15 protein-coding genes are annotated in these 22,001 nt (G+C 47.7%); 4 read left to right on the top strand and 11 right to left on the bottom strand.

The window, feature by feature from the left end:
* Nucleotides 1–13 precede the first annotated feature (13 nt).
* From HQ865_RS13735 to HQ865_RS13745, 3 genes are all read right to left on the bottom strand, one after another.
* Nucleotides 14–1,918, bottom strand: a complete 1,905-nt coding sequence (locus HQ865_RS13735; protein ID WP_173415437.1) for a RagB/SusD family nutrient uptake outer membrane protein — start codon at nucleotides 1,916–1,918, stop codon at nucleotides 14–16.
* A gap of 12 nt (nucleotides 1,919–1,930) precedes the next feature.
* Nucleotides 1,931–5,182 carry a SusC/RagA family TonB-linked outer membrane protein gene (locus HQ865_RS13740; RefSeq protein WP_173415438.1) on the bottom strand — a complete coding sequence of 1,084 codons (3,252 nt, stop codon included), beginning with the start codon at nucleotides 5,180–5,182 and terminating at the stop codon, nucleotides 1,931–1,933.
* A 239-nt stretch (nucleotides 5,183–5,421) separates the two neighbouring features.
* The gene (locus HQ865_RS13745) at nucleotides 5,422–9,819 is read right to left on the bottom strand and encodes a hybrid sensor histidine kinase/response regulator transcription factor (protein ID WP_173415439.1); all 4,398 of its coding nucleotides are present in this window, start codon (nucleotides 9,817–9,819) and stop codon (nucleotides 5,422–5,424) included.
* 168 nt (nucleotides 9,820–9,987) lie between these two features.
* Between HQ865_RS13745 and HQ865_RS13750 the strand changes: the two genes are divergently transcribed.
* The 4 genes from HQ865_RS13750 to HQ865_RS13765 all read left to right on the top strand — a co-directional run bounded on the left by HQ865_RS13750 (nucleotide 9,988) and on the right by HQ865_RS13765 (nucleotide 12,780).
* Entirely contained in the window at nucleotides 9,988–10,728 is a 741-nt protein-coding gene (locus tag HQ865_RS13750) for a polysaccharide deacetylase family protein (RefSeq protein ID WP_173415440.1), read from the top strand.
* 144 nt (nucleotides 10,729–10,872) lie between these two features.
* Entirely contained in the window at nucleotides 10,873–11,466 is a 594-nt protein-coding gene (locus HQ865_RS13755; protein ID WP_173415441.1) for a dihydrofolate reductase family protein, read from the top strand.
* Between the two features lie 103 nt (nucleotides 11,467–11,569).
* Nucleotides 11,570–12,310, top strand: coding sequence for a DUF4184 family protein (locus HQ865_RS13760; protein ID WP_173415442.1), 741 nt, complete (start codon nucleotides 11,570–11,572; stop codon nucleotides 12,308–12,310).
* Nucleotides 12,307–12,780 (top strand): SRPBCC family protein, encoded by a 474-nt coding sequence (locus tag HQ865_RS13765; protein WP_173415443.1) that lies wholly within the window; start codon nucleotides 12,307–12,309, stop codon nucleotides 12,778–12,780. Before HQ865_RS13760 ends, HQ865_RS13765 begins: the two co-directional genes overlap by 4 nt.
* 52 nt (nucleotides 12,781–12,832) lie before the next feature.
* Here HQ865_RS13765 and HQ865_RS13770 read toward each other — a convergent pair whose 3' ends face one another.
* The 8 genes from HQ865_RS13770 to HQ865_RS13805 all read right to left on the bottom strand — a co-directional run bounded on the left by HQ865_RS13770 (nucleotide 12,833) and on the right by HQ865_RS13805 (nucleotide 21,986).
* Nucleotides 12,833–13,675, bottom strand: a complete 843-nt coding sequence (locus tag HQ865_RS13770; protein ID WP_173415444.1) for a hypothetical protein — start codon at nucleotides 13,673–13,675, stop codon at nucleotides 12,833–12,835.
* Nucleotides 13,676–13,757: 82 nt separating this feature from the next.
* Nucleotides 13,758–15,182 (bottom strand): acetylxylan esterase, encoded by a 1,425-nt coding sequence (locus HQ865_RS13775; protein WP_173415445.1) that lies wholly within the window; start codon nucleotides 15,180–15,182, stop codon nucleotides 13,758–13,760.
* 29 nt (nucleotides 15,183–15,211) lie between these two features.
* Nucleotides 15,212–17,344 carry a tetratricopeptide repeat protein gene (locus HQ865_RS13780; RefSeq protein ID WP_173415446.1) on the bottom strand — a complete coding sequence of 711 codons (2,133 nt, stop codon included), beginning with the start codon at nucleotides 17,342–17,344 and terminating at the stop codon, nucleotides 15,212–15,214.
* Between the two features lie 17 nt (nucleotides 17,345–17,361).
* Complete coding sequence (locus tag HQ865_RS13785; protein ID WP_173415447.1) at nucleotides 17,362–18,570, bottom strand: acyltransferase family protein; 1,209 nt, start codon at nucleotides 18,568–18,570, stop codon at nucleotides 17,362–17,364.
* 168 nt (nucleotides 18,571–18,738) lie between these two features.
* Nucleotides 18,739–19,125, bottom strand: coding sequence for an endonuclease domain-containing protein (locus tag HQ865_RS13790; protein ID WP_173415448.1), 387 nt, complete (start codon nucleotides 19,123–19,125; stop codon nucleotides 18,739–18,741).
* A 125-nt stretch (nucleotides 19,126–19,250) separates the two neighbouring features.
* Nucleotides 19,251–20,219, bottom strand: coding sequence for a TIGR01212 family radical SAM protein (locus HQ865_RS13795; RefSeq protein ID WP_173417808.1), 969 nt, complete (start codon nucleotides 20,217–20,219; stop codon nucleotides 19,251–19,253).
* Between the two features lie 151 nt (nucleotides 20,220–20,370).
* Nucleotides 20,371–21,069 (bottom strand): cysteine peptidase family C39 domain-containing protein, encoded by a 699-nt coding sequence (locus HQ865_RS13800; RefSeq protein ID WP_173415449.1) that lies wholly within the window; start codon nucleotides 21,067–21,069, stop codon nucleotides 20,371–20,373.
* A 161-nt stretch (nucleotides 21,070–21,230) separates the two neighbouring features.
* Nucleotides 21,231–21,986, bottom strand: a complete 756-nt coding sequence (locus tag HQ865_RS13805) for a polymer-forming cytoskeletal protein (protein ID WP_173415450.1) — start codon at nucleotides 21,984–21,986, stop codon at nucleotides 21,231–21,233.
* Nucleotides 21,987–22,001: the final 15 nt, after the last annotated feature.

Consider the following 22,001-nt stretch of genomic DNA (forward strand, 5'->3'; position numbering starts at 1 on the left):
GATGATATGCTGATTAATAACCATAATTCTGTGTAATACCACCCCTGTTTTCGGTCATCACCTGGTCGGGATATGGCAGCAATTCCTTTTTGTTGGTTTCAAAGCGGCAAACCCAGCCGGTACTGCCATCATTAATATAGGTTGATGTCAGTACGCCAGCCGTCCAAAGCCCTGCTTCACGACGCCAGTAGCGCTGGGTGCAACCTGCCGGTGTACCCGAGGTAGTGTTCGGCGTAAAATAAGCCGAGCTTGGCCCCACGTTGCCATAAAACAGCAGCGATGCCGCCTCGCTGTTCGAATCACCGTTTGAGAACGGCGTACCGGCAGTCAGCGGGTAAGTATATTGCGGATAGTTGTTATATGGGTTCGGCAAACCGGTATCCGGATCGGTAGCAGGCGCACCAAAGGCAAACATCCGCATCTTGGCCCGGGTATCTGCAATGGTTTTAGTCAGCAGGTTCCAGCGGATCAGGTCGTATTTACGGATGCCCTCGCCGCCAAATTCCAACAGGCGTTCTTTTACCAGCGCGGTAAAAAAGCCAGCCTTATCAGTAGGTGTAACCGGCAATGTATTGGCGCCATAAGCCCGGCGCTGCACCATTTGCAAGGCGGCCAGCGGTGTGATGCTGCCAGAAGTGCCGAGTTCGTTCGCGGCTTCAGCATACATCAGCAGCACATCGGCATAACGGATAATTGGCCAGTTAACCCCATAAGTACCTGTAACCGTTCCCGAAAAAGCCGTCCATGATTTGCGAAACTTGCCATTACCCATCCTGATGGCGGTATAAGGGATCTTGGTATTGATGGATGAGGTAGCCACATCCTTTTCTACCTGGTACTGCGCCAGCGTTACATCGCGGCGGATATCCTTGGTGGCATCAAACTCATAATAATAGGTTGGTATAGCTACTTGCCTGCCACCGGCGTTGCCCCACGATGGCGAGTTGGAGAATACCATGCCATTTGCGCTGGCCAGGTTACTGTCGTTTATCTGTCCCCACATAGCTACTTCAAACATCAGTTCGTGCGCATCGTCGTTACGCGTTGAGCCGGTGTGCAGGGTTTTAAAAACATTCTCGTAATTAGGGTTAAGCCCATGCTTGCCCGAGTTGATGATATCCAGGGTTTCATCATACGCTATTTTATAATAAGTTTGGTAATCGCTGCGGCGCTCCATCAAATGCGTATCTGTGCGCAGCGAGTAGCCGCCACGTGCCAGTGCTATGCGTGCCCTCAGCGCTTTTACAGCCCCCTTGGTAAAGCGAAAATCTACATAATCAGGTTGCGCGTCGCGCCATGGCACCAGGTCTTCGGCTGTTTTCAGATCGGCCAGGATGTGATCATAAGTACTATCGCGGTTGGTGTTCTTCAGAAACTGGGTAGGCAGATCGGCAGCCGGAATAAAGGTAGCCGGTACATCACCCCAGTTGCGGATCAACTCGTAATAAAATTGGGCGCGCAGGGCTAATGCTTCGCCATAATAGCGTTGCATCTGCGCCTTTTGGGCAGCGCTGCCGCCGGTGTACAAAGGCGATAGCGGGATATACTTGCAGGCGATGTTTGCCCGCTCGATACCGTTATACAACTGCACAAAAACGCTGTACAAGCTGGTGTTTGATGAACTTGTACCATAGTTAGGGATGGCATAGGCCGCGCCGGTATCAAAGCTACTTGAGCCTTGCATCGAAAACTCGTCGGCGCCTATATGGAAGTAAATAGATAACTGGTTACCGTAGGCGTTGCTGCCGGCCAGCTCGGTGTAAATGCCAATCACCTGGCTATTGGTGTTATTAACGTCGTTAAAAGTTTGGTCGATGTTGAGTTTGGATGGCGATTGATAATCCAGGTATTTTTTACAGGCGGGCAGGCTGCAAACCGCAACTGCCAGCATCATCAAAATGTATTTAAATTTTTTCATGAGACTGTACTATTAAAAAGTGAGGTTTATACCGGCAACAAAATAGCGGTTGCGTGGATAAGCGTTATAATCAACACCCGGGGTGAGCGGGTTGCTGCGGCGGGTGCTGGCTTCCGGATCGTAACCTGTGTATTTGGTAAAGGTGTACAGGTTGTTTACAGTAGCGTATACCCTTAGCCGGGTAATAAAATTAGTACGCTGTAATAATTTTGCCGGCAGCGAGTACCCGAAGCTTACGTTGGTGATACGCAGGAACGAAGCATCCTCAATAGCATCCGATGTTAAAATTGGCTGCCCCCTGTTTGGCGCGTTGATGGTAGCATTGGTATTTTGGGCGGCCAGCTGATCCCAATCGGTGATCAGGTTGCCCGCGTTATCAAACCGGCGGAACCTGTTCACGTATTTATCCAGCAGGTTGTTACCATTGGCCTGGTAAACGCCGCCGTAAGCCACGCTGTTGGCATTATAGGTTTTGTTGCCGTACGAGAAGTTAACAAACACGCTCATATCAAAACCTTTATAGGCAAACTGGTTACCGAAGCCGCCATAAAACTTAGCCTGCACGTTCCCTAAAACCGTACGGTCGGATGTGCGGATAACAGAATCGGCGGTAGCGGTGGTTTTCTTCAGCTTCAACACGCCCGGGGCCACGGCCTGGTTTAGGATAACCGATGAGTTGGTTCTTCCTGGTTTCAGCACAAAGGAGCCTTTTACAATATCAGATTTGGTACGGTCGAAGTCGTCAACCGTATAAAAGCCATCGGCAACGTAGCCGTAGTATTGGCCAACCGGCTGACCCACCTGCACTTTAAAGTCCTCGCCATTCTGGCCCCAGCCCGATGATACCAGGTAGCCGTCTACACCGCCCTGTAAGGCAAGGATGGTGTTTTTATTGGTAGAGATATTAAAGCTGGCGTTCCACTGAAAGTTTTTGCTGCTGATAATAGCGGCATTCAGCTGTAGCTCTAAACCTTTGTTTTGTGTAGCACCGATGTTTTGGTACTGGGTAAGGTAACCCGTCTCCTGCGGAACGTTGGTTTGCAGCAGCAGGTCGTTGGTGCGGTTAATATAGGCATCTAAGGATAGCGTTAAGCGGCTACCCAGCATATCAAAATCTAAACCCAGATCTTTTGAGATAGTTGTTTCCCATTTTAAATTAGGGTTAGCGAGGTTGGCCGAATACAGGCCCGAGGTTTGCGACGCGTCGGTAGCGGCATAGCCCGCGGCGGTGGCGCTGGTGGTAAATATGGTTTGATAAATACGGTCGCCGCTTACCCGGTTGTTACCCGCGGTACCGTAGCTGGCCCTTAGCTTCAGGTTGTTCAGCCAATCGTGCTTAAATGCCTTCATAAACGACTCCTCGGTCATGCGCCAGGCAAACTGTGCCGATGGGAATGTGCCCCACTTATGTGCATCGGCAAATTTGGATGAACCATCGCGACGGGCCAGTAAGTTCAGGTTGTATTTGCTTTTGTACGAATACATCATGCGGCCAAAAAACGAGAACAGCCTGTCGCCCGAAACATCCGTAGTAGGTGTTGGCTGGATAGCCCCGCTTGGTGGGTTAGCCTGCTGCACGTTGGCAAAAGCCTGCTCGGCCGTTACCGCTGCCGGGAAGTATTTGATGCTTTGATTATAGGTATTACCATTATTCTGGTTGATCTCCTGCCCCAAAATCACATCCAGCGTATGGTTTTTGCCTATCGATGTATTATAATCGATGGTGTTGCTGTTGTTAATTGCCACGTTATTACCGGTGCTTAAGCTAATAAAAGGCTGACTGGCATACTGGCTTGAACTGTTGGCACTTGATACCGATACGTTAGATACGCCCGAGAATTGGTTCGATTTGTTATCGGCAACATTATAACCCACAATACTCCTGATGGTAAGCTTAGGGATAGGGTTAAAGGTTACCTGCCCGCTGGTGATCAGGTTGTTTGAATATGCCTTTTTCACGTCAGACAATGCGGCGGTAAGCGGGTTACTCAGGTTGATGGTATTATCGAAGATGGCATTCGGGTCGTACTCCTCAAAGCTCACAACGCCCTGGTAAGGCTGGTACCTGATGACATATTTAAGGTTACCGGTTGATGAGGTACCCACACCATCAACTATCTGCCGGCTGTATCTTACATTGGCGCCAAAGCGCAGCTTGGTACCGATCCTGGTATCGAAGCGCAGGCTGGCCAGTGTCCGCTTCAGGCCCGAGTTAAGCATGATGCCGTTCTCGTTGGTATTGTTCATGCTGAAATTATAGGTAGCCACGTCCGAACCGCCATTAATAGAGATATTTTGGTTGCTTGATTTCGCGTTACGTCCAAATATCTTATCCTGCCAGTCAACCCCCGGGAAGCTTTTGTAGATCTCCAGGTCCTGGTAGGTGCCATAGGTACGGGTGAACCCATTTAAGGCAACGGTGTCCGTTATCGGCCCACCGTTAAAATGCAGGTGGCTTAATTCGTATTGATAGTTTACAAAGTCGTAAGGCTTCATCACCTTTAGTTCGGTGCTGATCTGCCTGTCGCCGGCAAAGGCATCAACAGCTACAACCGTGCGGCCTTTTTTACCGCTTTTGGTGGTGATGAGCACCACACCGTTAGCGCCACGGGCGCCGTATATAGCGGTAGAAGCTAAGTCTTTAAGTACATCAATAGTTTGGATCTCGTTTGGCGATAAAATAGATAGTGCGTTATCCAGCGGTACGCCATCTACAATGTACAGCGGCGAGTTATCCTGGGTGAGCGAAGTACCGCCACGCACCACCACCTGGATATCAGCACCCGGCGCGCCTTCGGTAGTTTTTACCGAAACGCCCGCCAGTTTACCGGCCAATGCCTCGGCAACGGTACTTACGGGATAGTCCTTCAGATCTTTTTGAGTGATGGATGATACCGCGCCGGCCAGTTTTTCGCGGGCAACGCTGGTATAACCAATATTCACTACTACTTCGTTTAGCTGTGTAGCCGCGTCTTCAAGCAGTTTAACGTTCAGCTGGGTTTGTGCGCCTACCGTTATTTCCTGCGGCTTGTAGCCCAGGAATTTGAACACCAGCACCACATCCCCAGTAGTGGGAACAGCGATCTTAAATTTACCATCCACATCGGCCGATGTACCGCGGGTGGATCCTTTAATAAGTACGCTGGTACCCGGGATAGGGTTGGCTTTGTTGTCCGTTACCGTACCCGTGATGGTTTTGGTTTGCGCCCAGGCCGCGATGCAAAAAAACAGCAGCAGGGAATTTAGCAGTAAAAATCTCTTCATACGTAATTTGGTTTTGATAAACCAGTCCCGCCCGAACAGGCCCTTGCGGCCTCATCCATTAAGAACTGTTGTGTTATAAATAATTGGTTGTGCAACACCGGCGATTTGCATTTAGCCATTTTCAGAATAGCTATGCAATCGATTGTATTACATCACAAACGTAGGATGAGGGCTGATTTTAGATGTCTAAATTTTGACGAAATGTGTTCAAAAATCGACGGGAGACTGCAAAAGTGGATTTATTTTGCCTTTTCGGCCTTCTGCCGGATATATTCGGACGGGGACACTTTGTATTTTTCTTTAAAGCAAGTACTGAAGTAACGGGCATTGTTAAAGCCGACGGTATAGGCAATTACCGAGATATTGGTCTCGCCGGCATCCAGATGTTGCAGGCCACGCTTCAGGCGCATATCGCGTACAAACTCAACAGGCGCCAAATTGGTGAGGCTTTTAAATTTGGTAAAAAAGGTGGTGCGCCCCATCCCCATCGATTCGGCTACTTCATCTACCTGGAACTCGGGATTGGCCATGCCTTTTTCAACTACTTCAACTACCTGCTTCAAAAACGCTTCGTCTTTTGAGGTGATGACCAATTGCGAAGGCCCGAGATCGACAAAGTTGGTTTTTTGTTCTACTATGCCGTCAAACATCCGGCGCCGGCGGTCGAGCAAGTTTTGAACGGCAGCTAAAAGAAACTCGTTTTGGAATGGCTTGGTGATGTAGTAGTCGGCCCCGTACTTTAAGCCCTGCACCTGGTTTTCTACCGAATGCCTTGCCGATAGAATAATTACCGGTATATGGCTTGTTGCCTGTGTATTTTTAAGTTTGTCCAGCATTTCCAGCCCATCCATCACTGGCATCATTACATCGCTTAGTATCAGGTCGGGCAGTAGTTCGTTCGCTTTTCTTAATCCCTCTTCGCCATTGGCTGCGGTTTCCACCCGGTATAATTCGCTCAACTGTATGCTTAAAAACGACCGTAATTCTGCGTTATCCTCAACCAGCAGCAGCAATGGCACTGCCGGGCCATGCCCGTGTGATTGCGAAATTACCGAAAGCGGCACCCCGGCATCAGCCTCGTGTGCAACAATACCTATTGCCGGTTCATCTGTAAATATTACCTGCGATGCATTAAAATGCTGGTTGCCGGCCGGTAGTTCAATACGCACAGTCAGGCCGCCATCCGGGTTATTACGGGCCGATATCTGCCCTTTATGCAGTTCTACAAGTTCCTTTGAAAATGCCAGACCTATGCCGGTGCCTTTAACATTTTTAGTTTCATTGTTACCGGCTTCATAAAACATATCAAAAATAGCGCTTAGTTTTTCGATTGGTACACCCGGCCCCTGATCTGTTATATCGATGATGAGATTTGACGGCAGGCCCTGTTCCCTGATCTTCACCACGATCTTTTTATCTGCCGGAGTAAACTTAAAAGCGTTGGCCAAAACATTATATAGCACAATATCCATTTTTTCGGTATCTATCCACGCGAAGGTTTGGGGCTTCTCCGTCGCCAAAACCAGTTCTATTCCCTTCTCACGCTCCACATCCTTAAAATAGGTAAGGATATTGGATACAAAGGATATTAGCTCCACCTTCGAGATCCGCATCACAGCATTACCGTTTTCTACCTTACGCATATCCAGCAACTGGTTAATAAAGCGCACCATCCGGCCGGCGTTGCGCTTTACTACTTTAATATAGGCCAATCCCGGGCCGTCGTTTCTTTCGCGCTTCAGTATCTTTTCAATTTCAACTATCGGGTTTAATATCAGCGTTAGCGGCGTGCGCAATTCGTGCGATACATTGGTGAAGAAGGTCATTTTCAATTCGGCCATGCGCTTTTCAACCGCAACATTTTGTCGCAGATGCAGCATTGTCAGCGCGTTCTTCCTGATCACTACCGATATAACAGCAACAACAATCGCGTAAAGCAGGTAGGCCCACCAGGTTTGCCACCATGGCGGCAGGATGATGATCTGCAAACTACGGTACGGTTGTTTAATGTACAGATCGGTATTGAGGCTTTTTATTTCGAATAAATATTTACCCGGCGATAAATTGGTATATGTTGCCCGGCGCTGAGTTTGATTATTCCGCCAGGCCTGATCGAAGTTTTGTAACCGGTAGGCGTAAGCCTGCTTCAGTCCCGAGCGCTGATCTAACACGGTATAATCGATACTGAAGTTATTTTGATTGTGGTTAAGGGTAAGACTGCCGGTATAATTAAAATTACGGTTTAATATGGCGGTATCTGTTCCGGTAGTAATATCGCGGCTGTTGACCTGCAAATTGGTCAGCACCATATTTGCCGCGGTGCGGTGTATACTGATCTTATCCGGATCAAACGACAAATAGCCTTTTATAGTACCAAAAACCAGCCGGTTATCGGGGAGCCGCACGCAGGATGCCTCAGAAAAACCAGCCTTTGGCAAACCATCGTACGAGTTATAATTTCTGAACGTATGGGTATCGATATTGAACCTGGATAAACCGTTCAGCGTCGCTATCCAAAGGTTGCGGTGGCTGTCTTCGGTGCAGCTTAGCGCGTAATCGTTGGCGAGCCCGTCTTTAGTGGAATAATTTTTAAACTTCAGCCCTTTCATCGGGTCGGCCCCAACGGCCTGGTCTATTCCCCCGCCTGATGTGGCCAGCCACATTTGGCCTTTTGTATCGCGATAAATAAACTGGATATCGTTATTCCCCAAACTCTGCTTATCGCCAGGGATCTTGCTGTAGGCTACAAATTTCCCGGCAGGATTGTTTATATCCCCTACCAGCAAGCCATCGGTAGTAGCTACCCATAAACGGCCGGCATTATCCAGTGCCATATGCCGTATTTTTTGATAGGTATTTTTGGGATATCCGGAAAAAACTGCCGCAGCGTGATCGAAATTGATATGGCCGCCCTCCTGCTTAATTAGGTTCAGTCCCCCATCGTACGATCCTGCCCAAACCCGGCCCTGCTTATCTTCTAACAACGCATAGATCTCATTACTGCTGATACTGCTCTTATCGTTCTTATCAGGCAAAAAATGCCTTAAACGAAAGTGGCCACCTTCCGGACTTGCCATAAATAAGCCATTTGCCTTGGTGCCCAGCCAGATATTTCCGCGGCTATCCTGCAAAATGGCGTAAACCAAGCCCATCCCCCCGGCAGGTTCGTTTATAAAAAGATTGTTTAACAGCTTCCCTTTTTCGTAAATGTAAAGCTTACCGCTTTTCACGCCCAGCCATAAGCGCCCGTTACGGTCATAGCAAATGCCGCGCACCTCATTGTCCGATTTAAACCGCGCCGGGTCTACCAGTAACTGCTGGTTAAAATCATTGCGCTGAAAGGTTACCTTTTCGATGCCGCGGTCTTCGGTGTTCAGCCATAATATGCCCGAGGCATCGTAATAAAAGTCCATCACGATGTTGGAGAACTGGCGTGTTGGCGATCCCGGTTCGTTATAAAAATATTCGAAGCTGCCTTTTGCCGCGTTATACCAACCGAAGCCACCACCTTTTAAGCTGGCCCAAACCACACCGTTATTATCCTCAAAAACCCTGAAGCGATCGCCATTGGCATTGTATTTAGCATCGTTAACCTGGGTAAACCAATGTAAAGAGCCATCGCCGGGGGCGTACCTGATGATACCACCTTTGTCGGGTGCCACCCATAAATTACCGCTCTTATCCTCGTACATGGATGATAACCCACCCGCATTACAATTTACGCGGGAACTTACCCTCCCTCCTGTAATATCCACCGTCAAAATTTCTCCCGATGCGGTAGTGCCATATAATACCCGGCGCGATTTGGAGCGTAACAACCTGTTTAATCCGCCCGGAGTTATATTTATTGATGTTAGCCGGCCGGTTTTCTTTTGATAAGTGATGAGCTGCCCCTGCGATGTTGAAAAATACAGGTATTGGTCATCGCCCGCTGCCGACCGGAAATCGCCCGGGCCGACGATGCGCTTATCTAATAATTGAGATCGGTAAACGCCGGGACCTGTATGCTTTATAAACGCCAGCCCGGCAGGTGTACCTATCCAAATGTTGCCAGCATCGTCCTGGTGATAAAAGCTGACGGTGTTGGAGGGCAGTTGATGAGCGGCATCACCCTCTTTTGTATAAAATGTAAAATGATTTAAAGTGGTGTCGTTTTTGGGGAACAGTACCAGGCCCTTGCCTTTACTAACCAGCCAAACATCCCCGCTTTGGGTTTCAAATATCTTTTCGAACAGCAATTGCTTGTGGCCTGCAGAAGTTAACTTATCGGCAACCAGCTCAAAGTGCTCTGTCCGTTTATCAAAGCGGTAAATATTATTATCGTAACCCTTCAGCCATAAATGATTGGTTTGATCTTCAACGATCTGATCGATACGGTCGTTTTTAAACCGCGACATATCGCCCGGTGCGGATTTGTAGGACACAAAATGATGCCCGTCGAAACGGTTGATCCCATCCCAGGTGCCAAACCACATAAACCCTTCGTGGTCTTTTACAATGCAGGTAACGCCATCGTGCGAAAGGCCATCTTCGGTTGAATAATGTTCAATTTTGCATTTAAGCTGTCCGTATACCCCAGCAGGCACGCAGGCCAGCAATATAAAGGATAAAAATAAGGTTAAACGGCTAACTGACATTAAGAAACTCCAATTTAAGCAATCGATTGAGTAGATAAAGGTAATGAAATATCGCCCTCCGGCACGAATAAACTTGCGGAATCAGCTATTTAAAATAAGTTCCCGGCTAACGCGATATTCTTCTTTATCGCAATAGCAAAAAACAACAACATCATTTATATTCGTAGCATGATAGGAATGTCTTTGCTGGTTCGCCTGGCTTTATTGCTGCCCCCTAATGTACCGCAGATACCGGTATTGTGTTACCACCAGATACGCGACTGGCGACCAAAAGACCGTACCGCCGACAAAGCATATATCATGCCGCCGGCTACTTTTCGCCTGCACATGAAAATGCTGGCCGACAGTGGTTACCATGCCATATTGCCCGATGAATTGTACGCCCACCTCACCAAAGGCACACCGCTCCCCTCAAAGCCTGTAATGCTCACCTTCGACGATACCGATGGCGACCAATATAGCATAGCAAGGCCCGAAATGGCCAAATACGGCTTTAAGGGCGTATACTTTATTGTTTTTAACAACATCAACAAAAACAAGTATTACATGAGCCGCGCGCAGATACGCCAGTTATCGGACGAAGGGCATGTGATTGCCTGCCATACGCTTACCCATCCCAATATCCGCAAATTAAAAGGGAGCGACTGGGCCGCGGAACTGGATGTGCCCGCGCGAAAACTGGAACTGCTGACCGGTAAACCGGTACGCTACTTTGCCTATCCCTTTGGCATTTGGGATCAGCAGATATTGCCCGAACTTTCGCGTTATGGCTACCTGGCCGCCTTTCAACTGGATGAGCCGCGGGATAGCGCCAAGCCGCTGCTCACCGTGCGCCGGGTGATTGATGATGGCCGCTGGGACACCTCTACGCTCGACCGCTATCTTAAACATGGCTTTGGCCATAAATAGCCCGGTTTTTTTATTTGTCGCAATTACCCCTTTAACTGGCGCATACCTACCGCACAGTTCATTACAACATTGCCGAGATTTACATCATAACAAAACCATTTCAACGGCAATGTTTTTAATAATCAAAAAGGGAGGACAATTATTATGAGAAGAATCATCGTTTTATCATTCATCACCTTAGATGGTGTAATGCAGGCACCGGGCGGCCCTGAAGAAGATCCGTCGGAAGGTTTTAAATACGGCGGCTGGGTTGCACCCTACGGCGACGAATCATCGGGCGAGACCATGCAAAAGATATTGGAACCCGCCGACCTGCTTTTGGGCCGGAAAACATTTGATATTTGGGAGAACTACTGGCCACAACACGCCGAACAATGGCCGGGTGTAAACGAGGTTACCAAATATGTTTTGTCTGGCACCCGGACCGATTCAAGCTGGAACAACTGCGTATTCCTTTCCGGTGTGGAGGATATCGAAAAACTTAAAAACTCAGCTGGATCGGACATTAAGATCTGGGGTAGCAGCAAAGTGGTTCAGTTACTGTTGCAGCATCATATGGTCGATGAGTTTTGGCTGATGATCCACCCGGTAGTTTTGGGTAAAGGGAAAAGATTGTTTGATGATGGTTCGATGCCCGCTTCGTTCAAACTTGCCGAAAGTACCATTACCTCAACTGGTGTTATTATGGCCAATTACAAACTGGCCGGTGAAGTAAAAACTGGCACTATAGGTGCTTAACCATAAACCACAATAAAAAACGCCCGGGGTATTTTGATCTCAGGCGTTTTTGTTTGGGATGCTTTTCCTGTTGATGAGTGGGGAAATATTAATACTTTCACGCATGCCATTCACCTTTGCCCATCCTGCCATTGTTTTGCCTTTTGGCCGCTTATCAAAACGTTGGGTTTCCTTAACAGGCCTTGTAATTGGCAGTATGGTGCCTGACTTTGAATATTTTATCCGCATGCGGGTATGCAGCAATTACAGCCATACCTTACCGGGTTTATTTTGGTTTGATCTGCCTTTGGGTTTATTGTTAGTATTTATATACCAGATCTTAATTAAGGATAAACTGATCTGCAATTTGCCGTCATGGCTAAACCAGCGTTTTTCATCTTTCATGTGGCGCCCCTTTTACACGGCCAACCATTTTCTAATATTAATTATATCTATATTAACTGGCGCTGCATCGCATCTTTTGTGGGATGGCTTTACCCATCCGGCCGGTTATTTTGTACAACGTATCGATTGGCTCAGAACTACGCCCCCAGTATTCGGTTTCCGGATACATGTATTCAAGGTACTTCAACATCTTAGCACCATTACAGGCTTCATCGTTATATTTTGCACGATATGGTTTTTGCCGAAGGAGCCTGGCCGAACATCGCCCGGCATATTTAAATATTGGAGCATTGTTACGCTTACAGCAATTGCGGTGCTATTAATACGTTTCTTTATAGGTTTGTCCATAACAGCCTATGGCGATTGGATTGTTACCAGCATATCCGGCTTTTTATTGGGGATATTGACAGCATCCCTTTTCATCAAACATTCCCCGCATCAAACCGTTCCACATCCATGAAAACCCATCTGCTGATACGCGAGCAAAATATCCCCATCCCTTTAGAACAAGCCTGGGATTTCTTTTCATCGCCCATGAATCTGGCTAAGATCACGCCTGCGGAAATGAACTTCAAAGTAACATCGCCCTTTGATCCGGTAGCTAAAATGTATGAAGGGATGATCATCACCTACAAGATCACCCCGCTATTGGGCATTAAGATGAACTGGATGACCGAGATCACACACATTAAAGCACACGAATACTTTGTAGATGAACAGCGTTTTGGCCCCTATGCCATGTGGCACCACGAGCATCACTTTAAAGAAATAAAAGGCGGCGTACAAATGACCGATATCCTGAACTATGCCATCCCTTACGGCCCCATCGGCACCTTAGCCAATAGTCTGCTGGTAAAAAAACAGGTGGAAAAGATCTTTAGCTATCGCGAAAAGGTGATTGTGGAGATGTTTGGAATATTTGGTTCATAGTTGATGGTTCATAGCAGCTTCTTCCAATACTATGAACTATGAACTATGCCCCCTACAACTTAAATATCATCTGTACCGAGCCGCCGTAGCCCTGGCCTGTATTACGGCCTATCAGCGTATAGAAGCCGGTGAGGAATACCGAATAGCGCCGGGTGAACGTATGCCCGTAGTCGAGCGAGACCTTGGTAAATGAGAAATCGCGGTTGACGGCCAGGTTGGGATTGAATGATTTGTTGACACTGGTAGAGTATTGCCCGCCTACTTCAACACCGGCCTGGTTACGTTTGCCCAACGGCACACCTAACATGGCGGTATAAATGAGCACATTGGGGCCCTGCACATCAAAATAATGGCGGTAACCGGCTTCAAGGTTGTAATAGGTATGCTTCAGGATGCCGTTATCAATACCGCCCGAATACATCAGCTTTAATTCGGCGCCGTAAGTGGCATAACCAAGGGCCACCGTATAAGTAGTATCGTAAGCCGGAATAATGGCCGAACCCATTACCGAAAGAAAGCTTTTGTAACCGAAATTGACCAGGTTATAAGAAAGGCCCGCCTGTATATCGCCAATACCCTGACTGGTTGACTGCACCAGTTGCCCCAGCGAATTACGGTATGCGCTATGCTGCTGCGGCGCAATGACGTTCACAATAGCATCCAGGCGACGGGTAATGCCGTAACCCACATATAAACCTACCGAGTAAGAAGTGAAGCCCGCGCCGGGTTCGCCTTTTATTTTTTGCCCGGTACTGGTCCAGGTATCCTGCGATGAATAGTAGTTGAACGATGGGATAACCACATTGCGGTATTTACCTATCGGCCACCCGGCAAAAGCCTGGTTTATTGTGCCTGCAAGCACCAGCAATAATACAATCAGGTAGGTTTTTTTCATGTGATTTTTCTTCTATTTTCGGCCTTTGTATCTTCAATATACTTTATTTTTTGTCTTACGGTCTTTCCGACTTCCGGACTTCCTACGGAATCCTCAACTGTTCGCGCAACCAGTTATTTTGGAACATGAAGTAGTTAAAGTTTACCTCGTGGGTTGAGTTAGCTACCGTTATGTACTCCTTTTTACTGGTACCCAGGTGATTATACATAGACATGCTGGACCGTGGCGGACAATACAGATCGAGCAGACCGATACCCATCAGCACCGGGCATTTTACCAGCGGGGCAAAGTTTTGCGGGTCGTAATAATCAAACACCTTGTAAAACATATCCCAGGTATAGCCCGGGTGCGTATCGTGATATTTCCTGAACATTTTGAAGGGGAATACCTGGTCTTTATAAGTAGCCGATATATCGTAGGTATCGCGTATATCCGAATAGAGCGGCACCTGTATGGTCAGCACCCTTACCCTTTTATCAAGCGCGGCCGTGGCTATACCCAAAGCGCCGCCCTGGCTACCACCCTCCACATAAATGCGCGATGTATCTACACCCATATCGTAATGGCTGTACAAAAAGTCTAAGCCACGGATGCAATCCATAATGGTACCACGATAGATATAGCGGTCGCGATCTTCAATACCCATGGTAGAATAGATATCCGTGTTCAGCTTAATATCGTCACGGCTCAGGCCGTTGCCACGCACGTCAATGTCAAAGGCTATAAAGTCGTCGGCATCCATATTGGGGTTCATGGGCACGCCATAACCCGGCACACGGTAGTGAACCGGGAAGCGGTGCCCGAAGGTCGGGACCACCATCCAGCCACGGATCATCACATTACCGTATGACCGCATCTCTACCAGGTAAACCTTTTTGTCTTTGTTTGATTTATCGGGCCTTGGGATCACTTTATACTCGGGCGCCACCTTTTTCAATTCGGCCAGGGTACCCTTCCAAAAATCGTCAAAATCGGCCGGGCGATGCATCACGCTGCTCAGTTTTTCGGGGCTTACGCCAAACACCTTACGCACGGTATCGTCATAATCGGTAAGGTTCAGCATCACATTCAGTTTATAAAAGCCTGCCTTTTGCCGGGGGATAACAATGTTAAAGTTCTCCGTTTCATGATTTTTCATCTTCACATCAAGCTTACTGCTTAATATGGGCTTATTATCATCGGTCAATACCTCGTAAGTCAGTTTACCCTCCTGCAACGCTTTGTAGTGGCTGCGCAGCTTTACCTTGTAGTTAACGTTATCATCGTCCTGGTAAACGGCGCTTTTACGGCTGGCATCAACATCTATAAAAAACTCTTCTTCCTCTTCTTTTTGGGCAGCAGCTTTTTTCTCAGCCTCTTCCTTTTCTTTTTTGGCGGCTTCTTTTTCCTTTTTGGCAGCGGCGCTTTCCTTTTTGGCATTAACAATTTGCGCCATCGCCCTATCGGCACTTACCAGTATGGCAAACACAAGCAGTAAAGTAAAAAGCGTTTTATTTTTGTTCAGCATTATTTCAATTGGATATGAATCAATTCCTTTTATTTACAATATAACCTAACGGCTGCTTCCGCTTCCTTTAACCCTAATTCCAGCGCTTTGTTCAAATCGGTACAGGCTCCCGGTTTGCCCGGCTGCACGGCGCGTACCAAACCACGGTGATAATAAGCCCGCGCATATTGCGCATCAAGCTCAATGGCTTTATTATAGTTGAGCAGGGCGCCGGTAACATCCCGCAAATTATAACGGGCCTGGCCCAGCATATCATATATCAGCGGGTTGCCGGGTTCACGTTTCAGCGCCTCGGCAAAATCGGCATTCATACGGGCGGCATAATCGGGGATAAAACTTTCGGCATAGCCGCGATAAGCCAGCACCCTGGTGCTTTTATAATTAATAAACGATGCCGCGTTGTAATCAAGCACGGCCGAATGCGGATCGTTCATAGCCATACGGATCTTTCCGCGGATAAAGTATGCCTCATCATCATTCTCGTTAATGATCAGCGCTTTATTTACATCCTTCAACGCCTGGTTATAATCGTTAAGCGCCAGGCGGATGTTGGCCCGGTTATAATAAGCTTTACCCGAAAGCGAATCTAACGATATGGCCTTGGCATAATCGATCATCGCATCGGGATAATTCCCAATATTTTGACGGGCCACACCCCTGTCTACATAAAAATTCACTTTTGCGGGATGCCTGCTGATCAGGAAATCATACAGCGGCAGGGCATCGTTATAAAAGCCGGCGTCGGACATGGCAAAGGCCACCCTTTCGTACAAACTGGTGTCATTAGGTGCCAGCGATACCACCTTTTTAAAATCCTGCAGGGCCGGGGTACGCATAGCCAGTTGCGCACGGATGATGCCGCGCTGTAAATAGCTTTCGTTATTGCCGGGGTTAAGGCTGATGGCCTTATCGTAATCCTGCGCGGCTTTGGCATATTGTTTCTGCAATGCTTCCACGTCAGCACGGATCACATAAGCATAATCGTTATTTGGATTTAACGACACTGCCTTATCCGCATCGTTAAAGGCGGCCGATGTATCTTTCAACTCTATCTGAATACGGGCACGGGTAAGGTAAGCCTGGCCATTTTTAGGATCGGTATTGATGGCCGAATCGGCATCCACCTTAGCCTCGGCATAGTGCTTATTACCATATTTCAGGTCGGCGCGGTTTTGCAGCGCGTCCGAATACTTGGGGTTCAGTTCGATGGCCTTATCAAAATCGGCAAGGGCGGCTGTGGTATCGTTCCTGTTCTTTTTCACAATACCATCATACAAATAAGCCTCGGCATTTGTTGGGGTGCGCTTAATGGCATCGCCGTAATAACTTTGCGCGGTTTGCTGGTTAGTGGCATGGCTTAAGGCGCTTGCCAAATACTTATAAGCGTTGGGCAGATCTGGATTTAACGCGATAGCACGTTTATAATCCACAATGGCCTCATCATACTTTTTCAGGTTCACCTCGGCATTGGCGGTGTAGAAAATGGCTTCTGCGTTTTTAGGGTTCAGGGCCACGGCGCGACGGTAATCGGCAATAGCGCCGGGATAATCGCCGATGTTCCCTTTCGAGTTACCCCGATAAAAGATCAGGTCGGAGTTGTTGGGATCTAAACGCACGGCGATATCATAGTCCTGTATCGCGCCTGCGTTATCGCCCAGGTTTACTTTAGCCACACCCCGATACTCGTACAAGGCAGCCGTATTGGGCGACATTTTAATAGCCTCGGTAAAATCGGCTACAGCTCCCTGGTAATCGCCCGCGCCCGACCGGGCATTGGCCCTGTACCAATACATTTGGTACGTTGGCGACCCCATACCTATAGCATGCGTAAAATCGGATACCGCATCTGCATAGCTTTTGTTCCCCGCGTTGGCATTACCACGATAGAACCAGGTAGTTTGAAAGTTTGGATCGAGGTTGATGGAGCGGGTATAGTCGTCAACCGCCTGCGCGTATTGCTTCAGGTTGGCGTATGAGTTTGCCCGGTACAGGTATGGCCTGGCATTTTTTGGCGCAAGTTCAATAGCTTTGGTAAAATCGGCAATGGCGCCGGTATTATTGCCCGCGCCCGCCTTTTGGTTGCCGCTATTAATATAGGTTTCGGCACTTTGCGCGAGAGCAAACAATGGCAACAGGAAAAGTATCGTTAGCAGTTTCTTCATAAATGTATCAAAGCAATTTATTTGCGGGCTGCCGGCTTTATCAAAAATCCCGATCTGCGGATGTAATGATTCAACGGTTCCTCAATAAATTTAAATAAAATGATGGATATGATATTCAATGCTATAAAAGCATATACCAAATTTAACTGATCGTACTGGAAGGGCGAGTTCCAGTCTACCCCCCATTTACCATACAATTCAAATGCCACATCGTTCAGCTTATCCCAGCCGGTATGCAGGTAGTTGTACATGTACCCCAAATGGACGAGGTAAAATATGTACGATGCCTTGCCCAGTAATTCTACAAACGGTGTAGCCAGTACGCGCTTCATAACGGTATCCTCAGTAAGCAAGCCATAAAAAAACAGGGCGATGGCCGATGAGATCAGGTAGTTATTCAGGATAATACCGAACGGATGCTGCAGGCCGGCCCTCCACCCTGCCGGGATAGGCAACGCGGCCATAATGGCCACAAAAACAAAGATCAGTATAAACCCGATATAGGTATATTTGATATTGTTGGTGCGGCTGAAACCTTTATCCAGCATAACAAGCGCCAACTTTATCCCTACAAAAAACTCGAAGCAGCGGCCCAGAAAGGTATACAGCATCATAAAGGTAAAATTGCCAAAAAAGCCATACCAGTCCACATTTCTGAATATCAGCACCAGCAAAAAGCCCAAAGCGGTAAGCACAACCGGCTGCACGTAAAACTTTTTGTACTTTGTAGCGATATAAAAAATAAACGGCGCCGAAAAGTAAAAGCATTCTTCAACCGTCAAACTCCAGCCCTGGCCAATGCCGGTATCCCAAAGCTGTGAAAAGAAGCCACGCACAAAAAACACGTTCATTACATATAACAGCACCGGGCTGTAAAAGCCCCGGGTGATACCCTGATCGTGCGTGTAATGGTAGTAGATGAACGCCCCGGTAGTAAGCAAAAAGTACATAGGGTAAATGCGCGCCACCCGGTTTTTAAGGTATTGCTTAAACCAATCTTTAGTTAAATGAAAATTATTAAAATAACGGTAGGTAATTAAAAAGCCCGACAACACAAAGAAAACGGTAACGCCGATGTGGAATTCGTGGAAGAAGCGCTGCACAATTTGGGGAAATCCCTCATCAAAAACATAATCGTAATGCGATATAAATACCAGGTAGGCGGCCAGTGCCCGCACGCCTGTTAACACCGGGAAGTAATTAGGCTGGCTCCGTTGTGATGTCAAAAGCTGATATATTTAGTGATAGTGTTGACCTGCTAAAGATACTAACGAAGCAAACAAAATGCCAACATCCGGTGGAATTTTGATGAGTTTAAAACTTGAGGGTGTGCGATGAACCCCAAATTCCCCTCTTGAGAGGGGATGCACTGAAATAACATAGAGCAGAAACTTTCATAGGGGGTGTGTCCTTGCTTCATGCTCAGCAATATACGTCGCTATTGTCCGCAAAACATTCAGCATATCTCTAACAACCTCAATCTCCGAAAATCTCAAAATATGCAAATTGTAAACCTTAAGTTGGGTATCCCTGTCAACATCAGATTGGAACTTACCTTCAAATTCATGATATCTCCCATCAATCTCGATCACCAATTCAAGTTCTGGACTATAAAAATCGGCAATGTAGTTTAATAAGGGTTTTTGCCGATGAAAATCATAACCAAGTTTTTTGTTTTTGATCTCGTTCCAAAGCGCTATCTCGCCGGGTGTACTGCTATTCCTTAGTTTTCGGGCGAGCTCTTTTAAGTGGATATTGTAGGGAATGATCTTTCTTTGCACACTTAAATATAGTGGTTTGTATTGATGATTTCAATGTGGCAAATGACACACCCCTCGCCCCTCTCAAGAGGGGAGGCTTTCGCTCAATTCCTGAAAACCTGACTATTGACAGCGCAGCGAATGACTCAATGACCCAATGACAGCGCAGCGTACTTTGATCCCTGCACCACGCCCCTTTCCAGCAAACGCTGATCGATAAAATACTGGATCTCTGATTTTTTTAGTCCCCAGTTGGGAGCGATGAGCAGGTCCCAGTCGGATATCCCGAACAGGCGCTGGATCACAACATCAGGGCGAACCAGCGGTAACAGGTCGCAGAGGAAATCGGCATACTCTTCCAGGCTGAACAGTTTAAAAGGCTCGCGCTTGTACTTTACGCCCATTACCGAACCTTCAACAATATGCAGGTGATGGAACTTCACGAATTTAATTTGCGGGAAGCGGTTGATCTCGCCGGCATACTTCAGCATCATCTCCTTTGTTTCGCCAGGCAGGCCGAATATGGTGTGCACGCAGATATCCAGTTTGCTGTTTTCTACCAGTTTCAGGGCTTTTACCAAATCGTCGTGCGTGCAGCCGCGGTTGATCTGGCCCAGGGTTTCGTTATAGATGCTTTCCATACCCATTTCCAGGTCTACATCAAAGCGGTCGGTGTAACTTTCCAGCAGGGCTATCTTTTCAGCATCGATGCAATCGGGACGGGTACCTACCGATAAGCCGACAATGTTTTCGGTATCGATGCTCAGCGCCTCGTCATACAGCATTTTAAGGTAATGCGTTGGCGCGTAGGTATTGGTATTGGGTTGAAAATAGATGACAAACTTATCGGCCTTGTTGCCTTTGCGGGCGCGTTCCATACCCTGGATCACCTGCTCGCGCAGGGTTGGCGCCTGGCGCGATACCGATGGCGTAAACGAATCGACATTGCAATAGGTACACCCCCCGTAGCCCTTGCTGCCATCGCGGTTAGGGCAGGTAAAGCCACCGTCTACAATCACCTTAAACACCCGTTGGCCGTTATATTTACGCTTAAGCCATGGGCCATAATTATTATAACCTTTTTCCCAAGTCGCCGCCGGTGAATCTGTTAACATCATATCGCCGGCAAAGATACAGAAATATTATTTGGTCATTAAGTCATTTACTGCGCTGCCATTGGGTCATTAGTCCCAATCAGAATTTAAGATTTAGGAATGTTCAGAATTCTGTTAATTCATTAATCCCGTAAATTCTGATTCGGACAAGTTATTTCTTAAACTCCACCTTAACCGTATACAACGATGCCGTCAGCGGTACAAAATCGGCCCAGTTAACCACACGGCTGGCAATTGCTTGCGGCCATGGGTCGCGAATGGTGACGGTTTGCGGGGTGATACCGGTTTGCTGGCCGTTAGCATCGAATTTTATGGTGTATGTCATGGCCGTTAACACAAAAGCCCGGCCTTCCATATTTGCCGCGCCGGTACCCAGGATCAACGGCCGGCCGGCAGACAGTTCGTCAAATATAACATCAGGATCAAGCGTGGCGGTGGAAGTGTATATCCTCGAATCCGCCCCCCAATCGTGCGGCGAGGTGCGGTTGATGGCAAACATCAGGTCTTGCGGAGAGTTGTGCGACGCGGCTGCCCTGTTACTATTCAGGTTTAATATTTGATCCACCTGTACATTCAGGCCGTTATAATTCAGCACCATCATAATGCAGGTAGCCCAATCGGCAGTTATTGTGGCGTTTATGGTTGCCTGCAGAGCCGCGTCCTTTTCGGCGTCTGTTGGGTTAATTGATAACGCGGGTGGCAACGGTGGTGTAACCCGCTCAAACCTGAAGGGATGATCGTAAGCCCCTACCGAAAAGGTGGTTTGACCAATGCGTTTTATATTAGGATTTTGCGCCGAAGCAAATGTGGTGATCAGGACAAAGGTCAGGATAGAGAAAAGCGTTTTCATAGGATAGTGTAAATACGTACACAAATTAGCGAAAGTATTTGATTTTTTCAGCCTTCGGGATTGCTGTTCCGTGCGTACGGCGGCACGGCGAAATACGTGCAGGCATATGAGCGAAAAACCCGGGCCAAAAAGACAAGGCCCGGGCTATTATAATCACATTCTTACCACCAGCGTCCGCTGGCGGCTTCTTGAGTTTCAGTTTTTGTAGCCGGCTTCGCTGCAGCAGCGGCTACGGGTTTCTTTTCAGGAGTGGCGGCCGTAAGTGCCTCCACGGGTTTATTTGCAGGCATGGCAGCAGTAACAGGCTTATGCTGTTCGGCTGGCACATACGCTTCCATTTGCTGATTGGCAGATACCGCAGCTACTACAGGCTTTGGGGCTGGAGTAAGCAATACCTCTTCGGCTGCTTTAGCAGCAGCCGGGTTGGGCACGCTTGGCTTCTGCTGCACGGGCTTAACAAGTTCCTCTGTTTTGGGTGTAAGCGTTACCGCATCGGCCGCTATGTTTAGCGGGCGCGGCAATTCTTCGGTCGGCAGGTGCCTTTTCAAGGTATCGGTCAGCTTTATCATGGCATAAATATCGGTGGTTACCTTTATATCGCCGTTTACTTTAGCGCCCGGTTCTATATCAATTACCGGGGCGTTTAAAGTGCCTTTTATTACAGCTGTCTTTTTTATCTCAATGCGTTCCGTACCGGTTATAGCGCCGGTTACCGTTCCGCTTATCACACAATGTTTGGCCAGTGTATTGCCTTTTAAAACAGCGGCGCGCTCAACAATACACTCCCCACCGCTGTATAAATTAGCTGTAAGCGCCTCGTTAATCAGCACCAGGTCCTGCGCGTAATAATTATCTCCCTCGTGCACCAAACTACTTATATTGGATGCTATTAAAGGGTCGGGGGTACCCTTTTTCAAAAAATTTAGCATAGC

The organism is Mucilaginibacter mali, assembly GCF_013283875.1.
Classification (GTDB): domain Bacteria; phylum Bacteroidota; class Bacteroidia; order Sphingobacteriales; family Sphingobacteriaceae; genus Mucilaginibacter; species Mucilaginibacter mali.